Here is an 18,412-nt window from a genome sequence, read left to right as displayed (position 1 = left end):
TTATATCGCCTCCTTCTCTTCTTTTTCTTTTGATGTCATCGTTTTTGCTATATATTTATCAAACCTTTTAAATCTAATCCAGCTTACGATAAGTGCAGATATTGCAGTTGGAATACCCCAAAGCGCCATATCCCATACTCCGACATGCATACCTACTGAATCAAAGAATCCTTTCATTAATAAAATAGCACCCGTTGCGATAAAAATGTCTTCTCCGAAAAACCAAGCTGTATTTTCCGCAGCTGCTGCATTTGCTTTAATCTTTTCTCTTAATTTTTCAGGGAGCTTACCGTATTTACCTTGCGCAGCCCCTTCTGCCATCGGTGCAACGAGTGGTCTTACTGTTTGTGCATGACCACCAATATTAAGCCCTAGTGCTGCTGATGATTCTCTTATCGTAAAATATGACATTAATACTCTTCCAGTTGTTGCACCTTTTGATTTCGTTATAAGTGCTTCTGCTCTTTCTTTCAAACCGTAACGCTCTAAAATTCCGATTACCGGTAAAGTTAGTATGATAGGCATAGACATATATCTATTTTCTATGAAAAATTTACCGAACATGCTAATCACATCATAAAAGCTTAATCCTGAAACCATGCCAGTAACAATACCTGCAACCATAACGACTAAAAGTGTATTTAATCTAAATAAAAAGCCCACTGCAACTAGTAATATACCGATTAATTTCACCAATTCCAACACTTCCCCACATTTTTTTATTTCGGTGCACAAATAGAAATACCATTATGTTCGAATGTTCTGTATATTCTTTTCGCAAATTGTACTGCTTTTTCTCCATCACCGTGTAAACAAATCGTCTGCGCCTGAACGGCTACTTTCTGGCCGTTCACCGAATTTACATAGCCTTCTTTCACCATTTGAAGCACTTGCTTTATCGCTTCTTCTTCATTTTTTATAAGCGCATTTTCTTCCGTACGACTCGTTAATGTTCCATCTTGCTTATACGTACGATCTGCGAAAGCTTCTTGTACGAGAGTTATATTGTATTTTTCTGCAGCCTGTATAAACGCCTCGCTATTTGCTAATCCGTAAAGTAATAGACTTGGATTTATATGATATATTGCCTTTGCAATTGCATCTGCAATTTCCGGATTAGTTGCCGCCATATTATATAGAGCACCGTGGGGTTTCACATGATGCATCTTCCCGCCAGCTGCTTTTACAAAACCGTCTAATGCACCAATTTGATATAGAACATAATCGTATACTTCACTTGCTGGAACGTTCATATTCCTTCTACCAAATCCAATTAAATCTGGAAATCCGGGGTGTGCCCCTATCGCAACGTTATGTTGCATTGCCTTTTCAACTGTTTGACGCATAACGGACGGATCACCTGCATGAAAACCGCAAGCAACGTTTATTGAGGAAACGAACGGGAGAATTTCATCATCATTCCCCATTTTATAAGCGCCAAAACTTTCTCCTAAATCACAATTTAAATCAATTGTAGTCACACTGTTTCCCTCCTAATTTCAGCTTCGTAAAGCAATGAATTTCTTTAATAGATTCATATTTACTTCTTGTTCTATGTACAATTGTTCCGCTTCTTCAAGCGAAATTTTCTCAAAAGAAACATAGTCCCCCGGCTTTAGCTGGGCAAGAAGAGGTAAATCTACTGAAATGATATTTCCCATTCTCGGATAGCCACCTGTCGTTTGCCTATCTGCCATTAATATAATCGGCTGTCCACCATTAGGAACTTGAATGGTTCCAAATGTAACAGGACTCGATAAAATCTCTTTTTCAACGGCTCTATTTAAAATTTCTCCTTCAACCCTATAACCCATACGGTCAGCGTAATTAGATACTTTATACTCTTTCGTAAAAAATGCCTTTTTGCTTTCTTCTGTAAATTGATTATATTCAAAGTCAGCTATGACACGAAGCTTAGGATGTTTCTTATACTTTGGTAGTACGCTGTTGCTAATTGCCCATTTCGTTTTTATTCTCTTATCTTTTTGTAAGTCTTGAACGAAACGATTCGCCATTTCTGGTTGTACACCAATTTGGAAGTAGTCACCCTTTTTCAACATTCTTCCTTCTATACCTCCAATCGCAGCACGTATGTAAGTACTTTTGCTTCCCATCGTACGATCAATATGGATACCACCTGCAAAAGTCACATACGTTCTGCAACCACTTTTCACTTTTCCAAAGCAAAGCATACTACCTTCTTCCGCTAAAATGGGACGCCATAATGGTATACGCTCCCCATTTAGTAACGGTTCCATATCCGCACCGCCAATCGCAAGTAACGTCGTTTTCTTTATTAACAATTTCGGTCCCATAATCGTCATTTCGAGTGCCGCTTCATTCTCTTCATTACCAACTAACATATTGATCGTCCGAAGTGCACTTTGATCCATCGCCCCGCCAACTGGCACACCGTATTGTTGATAATGAGATCGTCCTAAATCTTGGACTGTTGTAAACATCCCTGCATGCAAAACCTCTACATCCATTCTTTAGCCCCCTCAAGTGATACGTACTCTTCCTTCGTTATTGGGATAAATCGTAAATACATGCCGCTTTGAATAAAGGTTGGTGTTTCTTCTTCCGGATTAAATAAGGAGATTGGTGTTCGGCCAATAATATTCCATCCACCCGGTGTTTCAAGCGGATAAATACCTGTTTGATTTCCGCCGATTCCTACTGAACCAGGAGAGATTTGTAACCGTGGTATTTCTTTTCTAGGCGTTTCTAGTTTTTTTGATAGTCCTCCTAAATACGGGAATCCTGGTGTAAAGCCTAACATATACACAAAATACGTTGTTTCACTATGTATTCGGATCACATCTTCTACTTGTAAACCGTGATAATATGCCACCTCTTCTAAATCAGGTCCATATTCTCCCCCGTAACAAACGGGTATAGAAATATGTTTCACATCTCGTTTCAGCTCTTCCTTATACGTATCTAACATTCTAGCTATGTATTGGCATACGCAATCATATGGTCTTATCTTTCTATCATTTCCCTTCCATACTTCATACAAATTGTAGTAAACGGCTAATGAAGTAAACGACGGAACACATTCAACCATCCCTACAAACGGATGTTGCTGCAACGCTTGAAATAGTCGTTGTACTTTTTCGTATACATCCATCCCGATTTCTGCACCAAATGTAACAATAATTGCTTGATCCCCTAACGCAGAAAATTTCATCCTACTCCCTCTTTCTATGCCAAAAAGCCAAGTTCTTTCGAAATGCGATTCGCTGTCTCTTTCACCTTCGCGATAAAATATGAAATGTTACTTTCGCTGTACTCAATTGCTAATCCTGAAATGCTAATGCCTGCTACAACCGTTCCATCATTTGCGAAAATGGGCGCTGCTATAGCTGCTGTATGATTTTCTAACTCAGAATAGCTAATGGTGTGTCCTTCCTTTTTCGCCATTTGTAACACTTCTAGTAATTGTTTCTTATCTACGATTGTTCCATCTGCAAATTGTTTTAAATTCGTTTCCTCTATGTATTTCCGTTTCTTTTCCTCAGAAAAATACGATAGTAAAATTCTCGGACATGCACCAGCATAAAGTGGCGCTCTTCTTCCAACCGCCGTATACACACGTACAGGCTGAACGCCTTCCATCTTTTCCACATAAATCGCATCATTACCATCTTGAATAATTAAATTAACTGCCTGCCCTAAACTATCTCTAAGCTCTTTCATATATGGAATCGCAATATTTCTTACGGATAGTCTTTGTGAAACAAGTTGACCAAACCGTAAAAAAACGACTCCTAGACGATATTTCCCCTTCTCATTTTTTTGTAAAAATTCCATTTCTTCTAACGAACCAATTAAACGATAAACAGATGTTTTCGGCATACTTGTAAGCTGAACCATTTCTGTTAAACTTAGCTCTTCATGCTCATAAAACAACTGTAAAATATCCATTGTCTTAACTGCCGTTTTATTTATAGTCATTCTCTCTCCCTCTTATTCCGAATTTCGGAACTTAAATTCCATTTTCTGAAACAAACATATAATTAAAAATTATAAAATATTCTTTCAATTCTATCAATATATTTTTCAGCTACTTAACCTTTATGTAAGGTCAATACAAAATAAAATTTAGAAATAATGATGGTTCTCTTTCAAAAGCTCAAGTTATAGCAGAACCAAACGTTTAAATAGGCATAAAAAAAGTATGGAAGAATATATATTCCCCCATACTTTTTCTTTATAACGCTCTTACTTGTTTCAACGGCCAGAAAACAGCTTGTCCTTTTCCGACAATTTCATCTTCTGAAATAAACCCAAACATACGACCGTCTTTAGAAACTTCACGATTATCCCCTAAAACAAATACTTGGCCTTCTGGCACTTTCGTTTTTCCTGTGATTTGTTCTAACGTAAAGTCTGGAGTTAATACACGGCCTGCTGCTTTTTCTTTAAACTCTTTTAAATATGGTTCTTCCATCGCTTTTCCGTTTACATATAAAACATCATTTTTATACTCAACTGTATCACCTGGTAAACCAATTACTCGTTTTACTAAATCGTATCCTTCTTTTCCATGAAAGACGATAATATCAAAACGTTCTAATCCACTTATACTGTAACCAATCTTGTTCACGAGAACTCGTTCGTTATTTTCTAAAGTGGGCATCATCGATTCGCCTTGTACTAATGACGGTGTAAATAAAACACCGCGAATAATTGCGATTAATACAAGGGTAAATCCTATCGTTTTCGCCCATGAGAATAATTCTTTCTTCGTATTTTCCTTCATCGTTTCTCCTCTTTCTTAATTGTTTATTGTATGATTTGAACTAATTCTTGTACGAAATTAGGATCAATTTCAGCAAAACATGATTTCCCTTCTCTTACAGCTGTACCGACATGAGCTTGCGAAATTCCAGTTTCATCTAGCAATCGTTTTATATTTTCTTTCGTCACACCAGCTCCAGCTACAAGCTGAATTTGACCATCGCTTACCTTTTGCATATCTGTAAGCACCGGAATATTATCAACTATATTCCCTTGTCCACCTGAAGTTAAGACGTGAGTCACTTTATGAAACTTCTTTAACGTTCTCATTGCTTCTACTGGATTTTCCGTGTCGTCTATTGCACGATGATATGTGACATTTATCCCATCTACCACAGATAATAAATTCGCTAGTTTCTCTTCATCCACTTCATTCTTTTCATTTAATACACCTAATACAACACCAGCTACTCCTAATTTCTGAGCAACTACAATATCTTCTTTCATCATTTCAATTTCTTCTTCCGTATATGTAAAAGACTTCGCATGCGGACGAATCATAACGTGAATTGGTATATGTACTGCTTCTACCGCTTTTTTAATAAATGCATAACTCGGCGTTAAACCGCCTTCTGTATAAGATGAAATTAATTCGATTCGTTTTCCGCCAGCTCGTTCAATTCGTTTTACATCTTCTAAACATGTTGCAATAACCTCTAGCATGAGATAACCTCTTTTCGTGCTTTTTTCTTATTATACAGTAGGTGAAATAAGAAGCATAGCATTCTCCTATAAAACGATAAAAAGAAGAATGAAAAGAAAGATTTTTTAACTACTAACATCTATTGGTAATTTTATTTTCTACAAAAAAGGAGTAACCTCCTAGCACTTCCGACTAGGTGTCACTCCTTTTTTATTTTAGTTATTTTTCTTAGTTACTTCATTATAATAATGGCTAAACGCTTCTACTAATGCGTCTACGGAAGCATACAGTTCTTCTGGTGTATTATCTACCCCTCCCATTTCAATAAGTAATGCATTTGGAGAAAGGTCTTGATTATATACTCCATTCCCGCTTTTACGATCTTTAATAAAAATGCCTCGGCTTAAACCGTAATACTTCTCGTCTAAATATGAATTGATTGCTGTTACTATTTTTTTATTTTTTTCATAGTTAGGATTTTCTCGACCTAAAATAAAATAGAGTCGTGCATAATCCTTTCCATTAATCGTTTTCTTCGTAATATTTTTTCGTGCATCGTCCCTATGAAGATCAATGGGAAACATAATATTTTTATCTTGTGCTAATTTATCTTGTAATATTTGACGGGACCCTTTGTAAGATTGGGCCCAGTTTAAATTTTTATTTCGTAGAAAGTCCCTCATATTTGTCGTATCATGTGAAACACCTATTCCTTTTTCTTCTAACTTTTGTTTTAAATAAATTCCAACAAACGTAATATTCACTTCATTATTTGTACTAGAGGCATCATCAGGTTTAGTAGCACCTGGAATGAGAGGAATAAACGACTCCCAACTATGTGTATGATAAATAAAAACTTTATTTTCACCGTTATTTTGTGTATTTGAATTGTTTTCTTTCTCACTCTTTGGGTGTTTAACAGCAGTACCTTTATCTTGAATATTCTCTAAAGGAATGCTGGATTCTTCAGGAATGTTCGTATAATCTGTTCCTTCCCCGGCAATTAATATTTCTGAATAAAATTGATTCATATTTGGAAGTTCTCGAGTTAATAAGCTCCGGAGGTCATTTACATTAATATTTGTAGAAAGTGAAAGTAAAAAAGATTCCAAAGACGCTCGTCCTTTTTCTTTATGAAATTCTTCGGCAAAATAACGATTTTCACTGCCTATCATATACATAAGGCCTTTCGTAGAATTCGTTCCTAATAATTGATTAATATAATAAGATTTAAATACGTTCGAATTACTAGAAATGAAGAATGAAGTGAGAATACATATAATTGTGAATAAAAGACATATCATGACATACTTTATATTAAATACTTTCAGTTTCACTTTATTCATTTTATATCTCCCTTCATTTACTATATTCTTACGCATAATTTTCAATGAATATGATTACTAATTTAATAGAATCGTCTCAACTACTATTTTTTCAGCTAATCTCTTTCCGTAAAGCAAGTGAGGTTAATTTGTCGTGCGCAAATATCACTAAAGATTTTTAAAAGAAAAGAAATGAAATAACCTGAGTCTACATTTGTATAGACTCAGGTTATTTCATTTCTTTATTTTCCATGTCAATGCCTAATTCGTCTTTCAAGAACTTCATACCTTTTCTTGTAAGATGGACAGCCCGATTCTTATCCGTTTTTGTAATCCATTCCTGTTCAAAAAATAGTTTTGCTATTGCAGATCCTAACCAACCAGAAATATGGTAGCGTCGTTCACTCCAATCAAGACAAGGTTTTGCAAATATTCTTCTCTTTATATTTGCCGTTTCAATATTTATTCCAAAATTCAGAAACCACCGCTTACCTTGTTCCGTTACAATGTATTCTCCTTTCTCTAAAATGATAAATTCCTTATCTAATAATTTTTCGGTTATCTCTACACCGAGTCTACCTGCAAGATGATCGTAACAAGTTCGAGCATAACGAATTTGTTTTAGTTGATCTGATTGTTTTAAAGACCGAACTTGAACTGTTGGTGCGATTGTTCCTAACTTTTCAAGAACCTCTGCTACCTCTTGATTAGCAAGTCGATAGTAACGATGTCTACCATGTTGTTCAACTGTCAGTAGATTCCCCTCTACTAATTTAGAAAGATGAGAACTAATTGTTGGATGTGACACCTTTGCCATATAAGCTAATTCACTAGCAGGTAGTGCCTGATTATTCATTAAACACTCTAAGATAATTGCTCTTGTAGGTTCAGCAATTAGTTTAGCTATATATGAGATATTCGGATATACATTCATATTTCGATGATACCCTAACTATTAAATTGATACAATTATTTTAAGTTTAATAGTAAAGGAGAATGTATTATGAATGCAATTGATCTTAGTATATTAAATTTGAAAGAAACGAGAAGGCGCTCAGAAAAATTATGGAATTCTCTTCCCGATAATTTTCTTAATTGGAAGCCTGATCACGAGGCTATGTCCTTTGGTGAAATGATTCGTCACGTATGGACCTCAACTTTTTACTATCATATGATTTTAAAAAACAACGGCTCAATAAACGACATACATATCCCGTATGATGATGAGCCAATTACTTGTGTTAAAAAAGAAATTGAATTAGCACAATCATGTTTTGCCGATTTCATAGAATATGTTCAATCAATAAGCATAGCAGAGCTAGATGCAAGACTTATTGATCGAAGCGATGTTGGCTATCAACGATATTTAGGCGATATGCTATTACGAATTGCCTATCATGATGCGGTCCATGCAGGTCAATTTTTACAATATTTACGCATGGTAGATTTGGAAAGACCTTTAATTTGGGATTAAATATAACAAATGTTTACAAAGCTTCCAAACTGGCATTATAATAATACGCAACCAATTATCTAACTAGTCAAAATTCTTTTCGTTAGTTAAAAAGAGCAGTTTTTAGTTGTTGTACGATAATTAATATATGGGGATGATCACGTGAAAAAGCACTCTGAATTAAAAAAGCATTTATGTGAACTGGAAGAAAAACTATCAGAACCTAAAACTCGTACAAATCCAGCAGAACTGGACAAATTACTTGCAGACGACTTTTTTGAGTTTGGAAGTTCGGGAAACGTTTGGTATAAGAAGGATTCTGTTGGTGGAGACGGACTTAGTGTGAGAGAAATGACTCTTTCTAATTTTGAAATATACCCTTTATCGAAGGATACTGTATTGGCAACATATCGTGTAAGAGATGAAACTAGAATGCAGAATACTTTGTGAAGCTCCATTTGGAAACTAATAGAGGGAAGATGGCAAATGTTTTTCCAACAAGGAACACTTACAAAATCATGATAAGCATTTATATTAAAACGCGTGCTTTTTAAACTAGTATATCCAACGAATAAAAAGCACGTGTTCGATTACTAATCAAACACGTGCTTTCAAAACAACTATATTGTACATAAACAATAAAATTCAAGTTAAAAAAACTACGATCGAAACGCCGCATCCGCAAGCATAGACAGTGTTGCATCTTCCATCGGCGGATTGTGTAATCCTGCTCTTACGTTTAAATAGTAACGATGAAGCGGATTTTTTTCTGATAAACTTTTTGCTCCTACGATGCGCATTGATTTATCCACTATCGATATCGCCGCATTTGTTACGGCGTATTTCACTGCCGCTAATTCTGCTTGCAGTGACAGTTTATCTTCTGCCTCATCGTATTTTTTCGCAATTTGATATAAAAAGACGCGAGCTTGCATAAGCTCGAGTTCTAATTCTCCAACTAATCTTCTAACATTCGGTAATAAACTAATAGAATGGTTTAAACTATTTGGTTTGTATGATCCCGCAAACTGAACTGCATAATTTCTTGCTGATTGTGCAATTCCTAAATAGCATGCTGGTATATGTAGCAACCAGCCAATACCCTTTTGTTTCACTTTCCCGCCTTTTACATCCGTAAAAAAGCGACTTTCTATCTCTACATTTTGTAAGACAAGGTCGTGGCTAGCAGTCCCTCGCATTGCAACGCTATCCCACGTTTCTTCAATGGATACACCGATTGTATTTCTTGGAATGACAAACTCACCAACTTCTTCTTTGCCCTCCATACTTGCTGAAATAATAAAATAATCAAGTACTGGCGCCATCGTTGTAAAAGTTTTCCTTCCATTTATAACCCACTTCTCGCCTTGTTGAACCGCTATTGTTTCTGGTTTACCGCCACGCGTCGGGCTCCCTGTTTTCGGTTCTGTTGCTGCCCTATTAAAGAGCGCCCCATTTCGCACTTCTTCGCAAAACCATTTAAACATCTCATCATTCCAAGAGCGATTTTCCGCTAGTTCTTTCACAATGCCAAGATGCCAGCCAATCGATAATGCAGTAGCCCCGCAGCCTTCCGCAATTTTCTCTTGAAATAGAACGAAGTCATATAAAGAAATCGCACTACCACCAAATTCCTTCGGTAACGTTAATTTCGTATATCCGATATGTTTCAAATCATTTATATTTTCATACGGAAATGATCCTAATTCACTTAGTTGATGCTCCCTTTCCATGAACTTCGGAATCAATTTATTTATTTGTTCAATAATGAAAGATTGTTTTTCTGTTTCAACAAATGAGAGTGCCATAGTATAATCTCCTTTATGTTCGATTCATAAACCGTTCATTTTGTCATTATGATTATATGAAGCTACCTCTCTATTGTTTCACTATTCCGATAAAAATACAATGTTTTTGACTAATAAGAAAAGTTCCTATTTAAAGATAGGTTCTTTTCTTATTAGTCTCCCTTCAATGCCTTTAATGGCAACGAGGTTACATATCCAATATACGAGAATAATTCTTTAAAGAAGAATGGTATTTCTGTATCTAACGTTTTATATGCTGATGTCGGCGTTGGTGAAGCATACGCTTCAATATTAATATGTTTTGCGATTCTCATTGCGCGTTTCATATGAAGTGGATCACTTACAATCGTGTATGTGCGTATTCCGTTCTCTATTCCAACTTCCTTCGCATTCTTTAAATTTTCTTCAGTGAAAAGGGATTTTGTTTCAATTAAAATATCTTCGTCTTTTACACCTTGTTTCATTGCATATACTCTTGCAGTACGCGCTTCCTCAAGCTCTGCCTCGAACTTTGTACCACCTGTAAAAATAATCTTTTTAATATTTCCGTTCTTATATAAAGAAATCGCATGATTAATTCTTTCTTTAAATACAGGAGATGGTTTTCCGTTCCAAGAAGCTGCTCCTAGTACGATACCAGCATCCGTTTTCACGCTATCATCTGTTTTAAAACGATAACTCCAAATATCGTAAGCTGCATAACTTACATATAAAATAGCAGAACAAATCATTAGTAAAAATACTTGAAAGATTCGTCTTTTCTTACTCTTCTTATTTTCTTTCATTTGTAATTGCCTCCGTACATCATCCATACTTCTATAAAAAAACATTTATATCAAATCGTTTTGTTTGAGTTTATTTAAAAGAAGGAACTTTACTTGTTATTTATGTATAAAAGGGTTTTCATTTAAAATTGAGGGTTATCAATTCATTTTCATTTGCGGTTTTCATTACATGTTTTAAATTCATAAGTTTATTACCATACAACTACATTGTAACGAATTTTTTCTCAGAAGGGAACGATGAAACAAAAGGAATTAAAATAAAGTAGCATTTTGTAAGAAAAAAGGTATATTTTTCATGCCTTACGAACAATATACCTTTCAAAACACGAATTATAGCTTTTCTTTATACAACTCTAATTTTTCTAACAATTGTTCTTTCACGTCTGGCCATTCACTTGAGATAATACTGTACACAACTGCATCTCTCACATAACCATTCGGTAATTTTCTTTCATTTCTAAGCACACCCTCTTTTACTGCGCCTAACCTTTCAATTGCTCGTTGTGCTTTTTCATTTCTTGCATCCGTCTTAATTTGTACCCTGAGCATATGGAGTTTTTCAAAAGCATACTGGAGAAGCATATACTTACACTCTGTATTTATACTCGTACGCTGGACACTTGGATGATACCACGTTTGTCCTAACTCGACTGTTTTATCTTCTACCGAAATATTATATAGACGTGTACTTCCTACAATCTTATTCGTCTGTTGATCCACTACAACGAAAGGTATTTGCGTACCTTTTCCATAACCTTGTATCGCTTTTTGAACATATTGCTGCATATCTTGCACACTATCCATTTTAGAGATTAAATACGCCCAAATTTCCCGATTTCCTTCTACAATCGAAAACAAAGTTTCGACATCATTACCATCCATTAACCGTAGCTTTGCTCTTTCGTGAATGATTTCCATTTGTAAGCCCCCTTTTTCTTACTATATCACAGAAATAAACATTTAATTATATAGATATTAAAACATTAACACTAACTTTTAAATGCACTTAAAATTCAAGTTTTAATACCTTCTTACATAATAATCCGTAAAAGCCTGTAACAAATACCGTGTCCATCCCATTATATCAAGCTACATTTATATTGGTTTCATTTCATGTAAGGTTTTTCTTTTTCTAAAGGTCTAGTGTGCATTATTGAAAGATTTGCACACCAAAAACGCTATTATTTCTACAAAAAGATTATTTTTTCAATTTGGTAGTATGGATAATTTTGGATTACAACCGAAAAATACTATATAATAATAAAGTGAAAGTTTTACAGTTAATTCATATGGGGTAAATGGGAGGATATAAAAATGCTAGATCAAATTACTTGGGGAACGCCAGGCAGCTTATTATGCTTAGGATTCTTTTTTGCAGGATTAGGAATTTTCTTAAGAAGTATTACGTCATATTCGAAAAACAAATAAAACATCAAAACAGTGTACATTTTAAAGTATTTACTTGATAAAAACACTAAACAAAAGAATCCTTCCTTTTATAGAAGGATTCTTTTTTATACTTTTCCCCTTTTTAAAGTAACAAATAAGCAATCGGCGTAATGATAAGCAATGTTAATATCGTTCTTTGTACGTACAGAATAATAAGTTCTGATACTTTTAACGGAATATCTGTCGATAAAATACATGGGATGGATGCTGAGAAAAACAATATAGATGATACCGAAACAACCGCAATGACAAACTTTGTCACAAGTGGTGCACTAACTACTAATAATGATGGTAAAAACATTTCCGCAATACCGACGGATGCCGCTTTAGCAGCTAAGTCTGCTTCTGGCAGTTGTAAAGCCCATGTAAAAGGATAAAAAATATAGCTGACCCAATCAAATATTGGTGTGAACTTCGCTAAGACAATACCAATTAACCCTACAGACATAATAGATGGTAAAATTCCCATCGTCATGATAAAACCGTCTTTTAAGTTCACTGCAATATTTTTTATAATACTCGGTGCAGATTTCGATACTTCTAGCGCATCTTCCCAAGCACGCTCTAGCATTTTCTCCTTATAAACGGGCTCTGGGAACCCTTCTTCTGTTACATATGTATCTGGTTTTCTACTAAGGGGTGGAAGTCTTACGGTGATAGCAGTTACGATGAATGTTACAACGAGAGTCGTCCAAAAATAAACATTCCATAAATGCATGATGTCTAATGTTTTTGCGATGATGATCATAAATGTTGCGGATACTGTAGAAAATCCTGTAGCGATAATGGCCGCTTCTTTTGTCGTATATTTTCCTTCTTTATATACGCGATTCGTAATTAATAAAGCCAGTGAATAACTTCCCACAAAGGATGCAACCGCATCAATTGCTGATCGTCCAGGCGTTTTCCATAACGGCCTCATAATCGGACGGCAAAACGTACCGATAAATTCAAGTAATCCATACCCGACTAATAATGCTAAAAAAGCCGAACCAATCGGAACGAGTAAACTTACCGATATTACTAGTTTCTCATACAAAAACGGCCCAACATCTGGCGCAAAGAACCAAGCTGGCCCTACTTTCAAACAATATAATACACCGAAAACGACGCCAACCACTTTTAAAATCGAAAAGCAAATATCTACGATAGATGTATTCCATTTTTTCGTATAAAACGGATAAATTGCACCCATTACCATAACGAGTAGTGCGTAATAAGGTACGGCGCTCGGAACCGAAGCTCTAATCCACGACACGATATGATCAATCATTATGGAAGAAGCACCGTTTATCGTAACCGGTACGAAAAACATAAACACCCCAACGAGACTAGCAAGTATAAACCGAAGAATGATGCTCTTCTCACTCCCTGTCTTAATTACATTCCTTTTTACTTCAATTTCACTCAAAATTCGACACCTCCTATTTATCTGAATATTCTGTATAATTATATTGAATTCCTTCTTTCATATTCAAATATGTAAACAGATTTTAGACATCGATTGTTTTATCTGAATAAAAGAATTAAAATAACCATAATAAGGATATTTCAAAGGGGCATATAAACTATGAAAAAAATAAATATTAATCATGAAAAAACATTGCTCAAAAAGAAAATTGTAAAAAAAACTCAACTGCAAGCTGCTAGAGGTCTTGGATATCTAGCTGCCCAAGTAGTTAACTTAAAAATAAATCAAGTTTTAAAAGACAGTGAGAAGAAATAAGAAAAAGCGTAGAAATTCCTACGCTTTTTCTTATTTCTTTTCAACTATATTATGCTCTTCTGAAACATACTATGTCCATCCGTACTACCGACATATTCAAAACCACATCGCTTATAGAAATCATTCAACGTAACATTATGCCCTACACAATCTAGTTTTAAAAACTCTTTGTCATGTTGTACATTCTCTTCTATCCACCGTAACATCCATTCTCCGATTCCGTTCCCCTTATACTTCCGATTCACCGCAAATCTATGAATATATAATGAATTAGAAACTTCCTCTTTACCAAAAATATATTCATCCCATTCATTTTGTTTAGGAGATACTGTGACTGTACCGATAATTTCATCTTCTTTCGTAACCACATATGTATATTTCTCTCTTATACCTTCTAATATTTCAGCCGTAGCTTCTCCTCCTAAAAGGTACTGCCACTGATCCACTTCTTTATGTTGTAGCCATTGTGCTACTTCTTTTAATAGAGTAATAATGTTATCGCTTTCCTCTTCAGTAGCGGTTCGAATTGTATATTCTTTACTTATAGTTCTCTCCATATTGCGTTTCCCCTTTCAAATTCCTACTATACTGACAAACGTGTTCTACCGTCATTTTCGTCTGTAACATATTCTACATAAAACCCCTGATTTCGTGCGTTTTCATACATCAGTTCAATCGCTTTTTGGTCTTTCGCATAAATTTGTATGTATTGACCGTCCGCCACTAATACGACTATCTCACACTTACTTTCCATAAACTCTTCATATGTTTCAATATCTAGTACTATTTCTCCTTTGGGATATGCTTTTAAATCTGCAAAAATAAGATAATATATGTTATCTTTAACTAACCTTTTTAACTCTAATCCTTCCACTACACTTGGTTCCTCTGGAAATAATGCCTCATCCAATCCACCACGCGCTATTAAGTAGGACTCCTCATTCCCCACTCGCCAATTAAATGAAGCAATATTGATTGGCTTTAACACTTTCCAAAGTAGATTGTCATTTGCATGTCCATCTAGAATATCTACCGTAATTCCTCTTTTCATTTATTTTCTCCTTTCCTCTATATTTTCGTTTTTGTGTTATACATTCATTATATAACACCATTAATTCCTACTTTTAAATATCTCTTCTATGCTACTTAGCTTACATCTAAACAAAAAAACGCTTCACTCATAGTGAAACGTTTTTATCTTTTATGCCTGTAATTCCGTTTTATGTCCCTTTACTGCACTACGTTTTAAAGCAGTCGCTAAAATAATAACGATACTTACCGCACCAAGCCAATATTTAGCTTCTTATATGGCATCTGCTCATATTGGTGTCATTCAGCAATGGTTAAATAGTGGCCAAAAAGAAACACCAGAGGAAATTGCTCGTATTTTATCAACAATCGCAGTTCATGGACCTTTTTATGCAGCTGGCTTAAAGAAGTGAGTTATTGCAAAATAAAAAGATCATCCACTATTTATAGCGGATGATCTTTTACTTCATTACAACACTTCAATATACCCTTCTGTTCCATGTACTCGTATTCGTTGCCCATCTTTTATTAATTTCGTAGCATTCTCTACTCCAACGACTGCCGGTAATCCATATTCCCGTGCAATAACCGCCCCGTGAGTCATAAGTCCGCCGACTTCAGTGACTAGTCCTTTTATAGATACAAATAATGGCGTCCAGCCAGGGTCAGTAAAAGCTGTAACTAATATATCTCCCTCTTCTAAATTCGCTTCTTCCATGTTTAAAATAACGCGAGCTCTCCCCTCAACTACTCCAGAAGAAACAGGCAGACCTGCAATCGCGTCAGCTGGGAGGTTTTCTCGTTTATATTTACCTGTAATGATTTCTCCATCAGACGTCATTATACGAGGAGGCGTTAGTTTTTCATATAATTTATAATCATTTTTTTGTTTATGAATAAGCTCATAATTTAGTTTCTTCGTGCGAACAACTTCGTGAAGCTCTTCAAAAGTTAAATAGTATATATCATCAACTTCATGAATGACACCGCTCTGCACAAGTTGCTCAGCTTCTTTTAGTAACGCCTGCTTATATATGAAATAACGATTAATCATACCGTATTTCGGATATTCACGATAGCCGATAAAATTACGGATATTGCAAATCATTCGCTTCGTTTCTTCTACTTTTTGTTTTCCATCCGGCAATTGCTGCAATCGATCTACTAACTCTTCTTCTTTTTTCAAAGCTTCTTGCAGTCCTTCTTCAAATTTCCGTTTACTTGCACCATATTCAAAATCTCTTACATTATTTAAAATCATCGGGATAATGGTTGTTGGCTTCTCACTCCAGCGCGTTTTCGTAATGTCGATTTCTCCGCTACATCTCATTCCGTATTTATTTAGAAAAGCATCTATTGCCTCTCGAGCTTTTTCCCCGTCTTTAAACTGAACGAGTTCATCTAAAAAGCTATCATTTTCTACATGTTGTAAATACGCAATAACTTCTTCGTACGGCCGAATCACATCAGCAACTTCCATTAATGCTAAACCCATTTCCGACGTAATATTATTTTGCACCGATTGAGAAAGGGTGTCCGCTGCATTCTTTTCGCCCAGCCATTGCTCCATTTTTTCATTGATCCATGTTGAAGCATTCATACCTGCCATAATAACTGCTATACTTTGTGGATTAAACAATACTTTCTTTAATTGCTGAATATCTTCCAAAATAAAATCAAGTACGTCCACTCCTGATTTCAGTTGCATATTTTCTTTTAACTCTTCAAGTGATGCTTCACTATTCTTTATTAATTCCGTAACGATTACTGGATCATTTTCGATTTCTGGTTGCAAACTTACTGGTGGCTTACTTTTACTAGCACTCTTTTCCGTTTCTTCATCCGGTAACAATGTAATAAAATTATCTCGCTCGATTATAGTCGTTAATGCATCTCTTACGAGTGGATCTGATTTTCCTAAAGTATTTATTAAATAATCTCTGCTAGCAGGTGAAGCTAATTGTTGCGTAGCATCAACAAACAGCCGTCCTCCCGCTTTACGCATAGGAGCATTAGTCGTTAACAAGAAAAAAGATAACCCTAGTGGTTTCATCGCATCAGTCATCATTTGTTGATGACCAACTGATATATACACATGATTTTCCCCATCATTTTCTTCCGGAATTGGATATAAAGTCGTTATCGGCCTGCTTTGAACAATATAAAATGTATTACGGGCTAAACACCATTCAATATCTTGCGGACAGCCAAAATAAGCTTCAATCTGTCTCCCAATCTGTGCGAGTTGTAATATTTGGCGTTCAGACAATGTTTGAATCTTTTGCTGAGCCGAATTAATCTGTTTCGTCTCTGTTCCGCCCTCTTTTAAGGCATAGATAGCTACTTTTTTAGTTGAAATCACCTTATCGACGATTTCCCCCTCTTTTACTTTATAATTATCAGCAGAGACGAGTCCTGATACTAACGCCTCACCAAGTCCAAAACTGGCATCAATTGATAATATCTTTCGGCTAGATGTAATCGGATCAGCAGTAAATAGAATGCCCGAAGCCTCAGGGAAAACCATTTTTTGAACGACAACACATATAGAAACTTGATTATGTTCAAAACCATTTTGCATACGGTACATGACTGCTCGCTCTGTAAATAAAGAAGCCCAGCACTTTCTTACATGCTGTAAAATCGCTTCTTTTCCGATAATATTTAAATACGTATCTTGTTGACCTGCAAACGAGGCATACGGTAAATCTTCAGCCGTAGCACTAGAACGCACGGCATACGCGTGTTCATTTCCAAAACGTGAGAGATACTGAGTTACTGCTTCCACTACATCAGTAGGGATTTGTACTGCCATAATGACTTCTCTAATTTCCTTACTCATTTCACCAATTTGAGCTCGGTCTTCAAGTTTCAACTTGGTCAGCTGCTGCAACAAAGTTTGAAGCTCTTCATTTTGCTCGATGGCCTTTTCATATCCTACCGTTGTCACACAAAATCCTTCTGGCACCTGTATACCTTGAATGTTAGATAACTCCCCTAAATTCAACCCTTTTCCGCCGACGAGTGAAAGCTGCCCCTTTTCTATTTCCTGAAAATCGAGAACGAAAGAACTCATATAACATCTCTCCTTACTATGCATGTGTTCTTGATTGTAGCAGGAGTAAATGAGAAGAAACAGTCTATTTCGAATTTGATTTACATGATATAATTAAGTTAGGAAGAGATTAAATAATGCCCTAGTTGCATAATGAAGCAACTAGGGCTTCTTATTTCCTCTCAATTTTAAATTACAATTTGTTCACAACTAACTTCAATGTATTTCTGTTTTCCCCCTTTATTATAGGAACGCCATGAATTATCACTCACAATTCTTACCTCAACAAATGGTACATAACTCGAAATACGCCTTAGTTTAACCTCCTGTGAG

The 18,412-nt window shown here is 35.5% G+C and carries 18 protein-coding genes and 2 pseudogenes; 4 read left to right on the top strand and 16 right to left on the bottom strand.

The window, feature by feature from the left end; genetic code table 11:
• The 9 genes from QCI47_RS12590 to QCI47_RS12550 form a co-directional block, all read right to left on the bottom strand.
• On the bottom strand, positions 1–696 hold the full coding sequence (locus tag QCI47_RS12590; protein WP_000239801.1) for a DUF969 domain-containing protein: 696 nt from the start codon (positions 694–696) through the stop codon (positions 1–3).
• Positions 697–719: 23 nt separating this feature from the next.
• The gene (pxpA, locus tag QCI47_RS12585; protein ID WP_000207334.1) at positions 720–1,481 is read right to left on the bottom strand and encodes a 5-oxoprolinase subunit PxpA; all 762 of its coding nucleotides are present in this window, start codon (positions 1,479–1,481) and stop codon (positions 720–722) included.
• 18 nt (positions 1,482–1,499) lie between these two features.
• Entirely contained in the window at positions 1,500–2,489 is a 990-nt protein-coding gene (locus tag QCI47_RS12580; protein ID WP_061130664.1) for a 5-oxoprolinase subunit C family protein, read from the bottom strand.
• Positions 2,480–3,193, bottom strand: coding sequence for a 5-oxoprolinase subunit PxpB (pxpB, locus tag QCI47_RS12575; RefSeq protein WP_071743110.1), 714 nt, complete (start codon positions 3,191–3,193; stop codon positions 2,480–2,482). Before pxpB ends, QCI47_RS12580 begins: the two co-directional genes overlap by 10 nt.
• A gap of 14 nt (positions 3,194–3,207) precedes the next feature.
• The gene (locus QCI47_RS12570) at positions 3,208–3,960 is read right to left on the bottom strand and encodes an IclR family transcriptional regulator (RefSeq protein ID WP_061130662.1); all 753 of its coding nucleotides are present in this window, start codon (positions 3,958–3,960) and stop codon (positions 3,208–3,210) included.
• Positions 3,961–4,216: 256 nt separating this feature from the next.
• The gene (lepB, locus tag QCI47_RS12565) at positions 4,217–4,768 is read right to left on the bottom strand and encodes a signal peptidase I (protein WP_000662493.1); all 552 of its coding nucleotides are present in this window, start codon (positions 4,766–4,768) and stop codon (positions 4,217–4,219) included.
• Positions 4,769–4,791: 23 nt separating this feature from the next.
• Positions 4,792–5,469, bottom strand: a complete 678-nt coding sequence (locus QCI47_RS12560) for a copper homeostasis protein CutC (protein ID WP_061130661.1) — start codon at positions 5,467–5,469, stop codon at positions 4,792–4,794.
• 195 nt (positions 5,470–5,664) lie between these two features.
• Entirely contained in the window at positions 5,665–6,795 is a 1,131-nt protein-coding gene (gene spoIIP / locus QCI47_RS12555; RefSeq protein ID WP_353811804.1) for a stage II sporulation protein P, read from the bottom strand.
• A gap of 208 nt (positions 6,796–7,003) precedes the next feature.
• Positions 7,004–7,708 carry an ArsR/SmtB family transcription factor gene (locus tag QCI47_RS12550; RefSeq protein WP_001103830.1) on the bottom strand — a complete coding sequence of 235 codons (705 nt, stop codon included), beginning with the start codon at positions 7,706–7,708 and terminating at the stop codon, positions 7,004–7,006.
• Between the two features lie 69 nt (positions 7,709–7,777).
• Between QCI47_RS12550 and QCI47_RS12545 the strand changes: the two genes are divergently transcribed.
• Positions 7,778–8,248 (top strand): DinB family protein, encoded by a 471-nt coding sequence (locus QCI47_RS12545; RefSeq protein WP_000991268.1) that lies wholly within the window; start codon positions 7,778–7,780, stop codon positions 8,246–8,248.
• Positions 8,249–8,389: 141 nt separating this feature from the next.
• Positions 8,390–8,749, top strand: a pseudogene (locus QCI47_RS12540) (nuclear transport factor 2 family protein).
• A 137-nt stretch (positions 8,750–8,886) separates the two neighbouring features.
• Here the strand turns inward: QCI47_RS12540 and QCI47_RS12535 are convergent.
• The 4 genes from QCI47_RS12535 to QCI47_RS12520 form a co-directional block, all read right to left on the bottom strand.
• Positions 8,887–10,035: an acyl-CoA dehydrogenase family protein gene (locus QCI47_RS12535; RefSeq protein WP_353811803.1), complete on the bottom strand. Its 1,149-nt coding sequence runs from the start codon at positions 10,033–10,035 to the stop codon at positions 8,887–8,889.
• Positions 10,036–10,187: 152 nt separating this feature from the next.
• The gene (locus tag QCI47_RS12530) at positions 10,188–10,820 is read right to left on the bottom strand and encodes a YdcF family protein (RefSeq protein WP_016717896.1); all 633 of its coding nucleotides are present in this window, start codon (positions 10,818–10,820) and stop codon (positions 10,188–10,190) included.
• 330 nt (positions 10,821–11,150) lie between these two features.
• Entirely contained in the window at positions 11,151–11,738 is a 588-nt protein-coding gene (locus QCI47_RS12525) for a GNAT family N-acetyltransferase (protein ID WP_000402574.1), read from the bottom strand.
• Between the two features lie 613 nt (positions 11,739–12,351).
• Positions 12,352–13,680 carry a YjiH family protein gene (locus tag QCI47_RS12520; RefSeq protein ID WP_061130660.1) on the bottom strand — a complete coding sequence of 443 codons (1,329 nt, stop codon included), beginning with the start codon at positions 13,678–13,680 and terminating at the stop codon, positions 12,352–12,354.
• 159 nt (positions 13,681–13,839) lie between these two features.
• Here QCI47_RS12520 and QCI47_RS12515 point away from each other — a divergent pair, with 159 nt between their 5' ends.
• Positions 13,840–13,995 carry a hypothetical protein gene (locus tag QCI47_RS12515; protein WP_002170213.1) on the top strand — a complete coding sequence of 52 codons (156 nt, stop codon included), beginning with the start codon at positions 13,840–13,842 and terminating at the stop codon, positions 13,993–13,995.
• A 44-nt stretch (positions 13,996–14,039) separates the two neighbouring features.
• On the opposite strand, the gene QCI47_RS12510 is transcribed toward QCI47_RS12515, so the two are convergent.
• Positions 14,040–14,552: a GNAT family N-acetyltransferase gene (locus QCI47_RS12510; RefSeq protein WP_061130659.1), complete on the bottom strand. Its 513-nt coding sequence runs from the start codon at positions 14,550–14,552 to the stop codon at positions 14,040–14,042.
• Between the two features lie 26 nt (positions 14,553–14,578).
• Positions 14,579–15,046 (bottom strand): DUF2691 family protein, encoded by a 468-nt coding sequence (locus tag QCI47_RS12505; protein ID WP_017561734.1) that lies wholly within the window; start codon positions 15,044–15,046, stop codon positions 14,579–14,581.
• 223 nt (positions 15,047–15,269) lie between these two features.
• Here QCI47_RS12505 and QCI47_RS12500 point away from each other — a divergent pair.
• Positions 15,270–15,437: pseudogene (locus tag QCI47_RS12500) on the top strand (TetR-like C-terminal domain-containing protein); the annotation flags it as partial.
• Positions 15,438–15,493: 56 nt separating this feature from the next.
• Here QCI47_RS12500 and ppsA read toward each other — a convergent pair.
• Complete coding sequence (gene ppsA, locus QCI47_RS12495; protein WP_353811801.1) at positions 15,494–18,100, bottom strand: phosphoenolpyruvate synthase; 2,607 nt, start codon at positions 18,098–18,100, stop codon at positions 15,494–15,496.
• Between the last annotated feature and the right edge of the window lie 312 nt (positions 18,101–18,412).

Source organism: Bacillus cereus group sp. RP29 (genome assembly GCF_040459765.1).
GTDB lineage: Bacteria > Bacillota > Bacilli > Bacillales > Bacillaceae_G > Bacillus_A > Bacillus_A paranthracis.
This window is presented reverse-complemented; position numbering and strand designations above follow the sequence as displayed.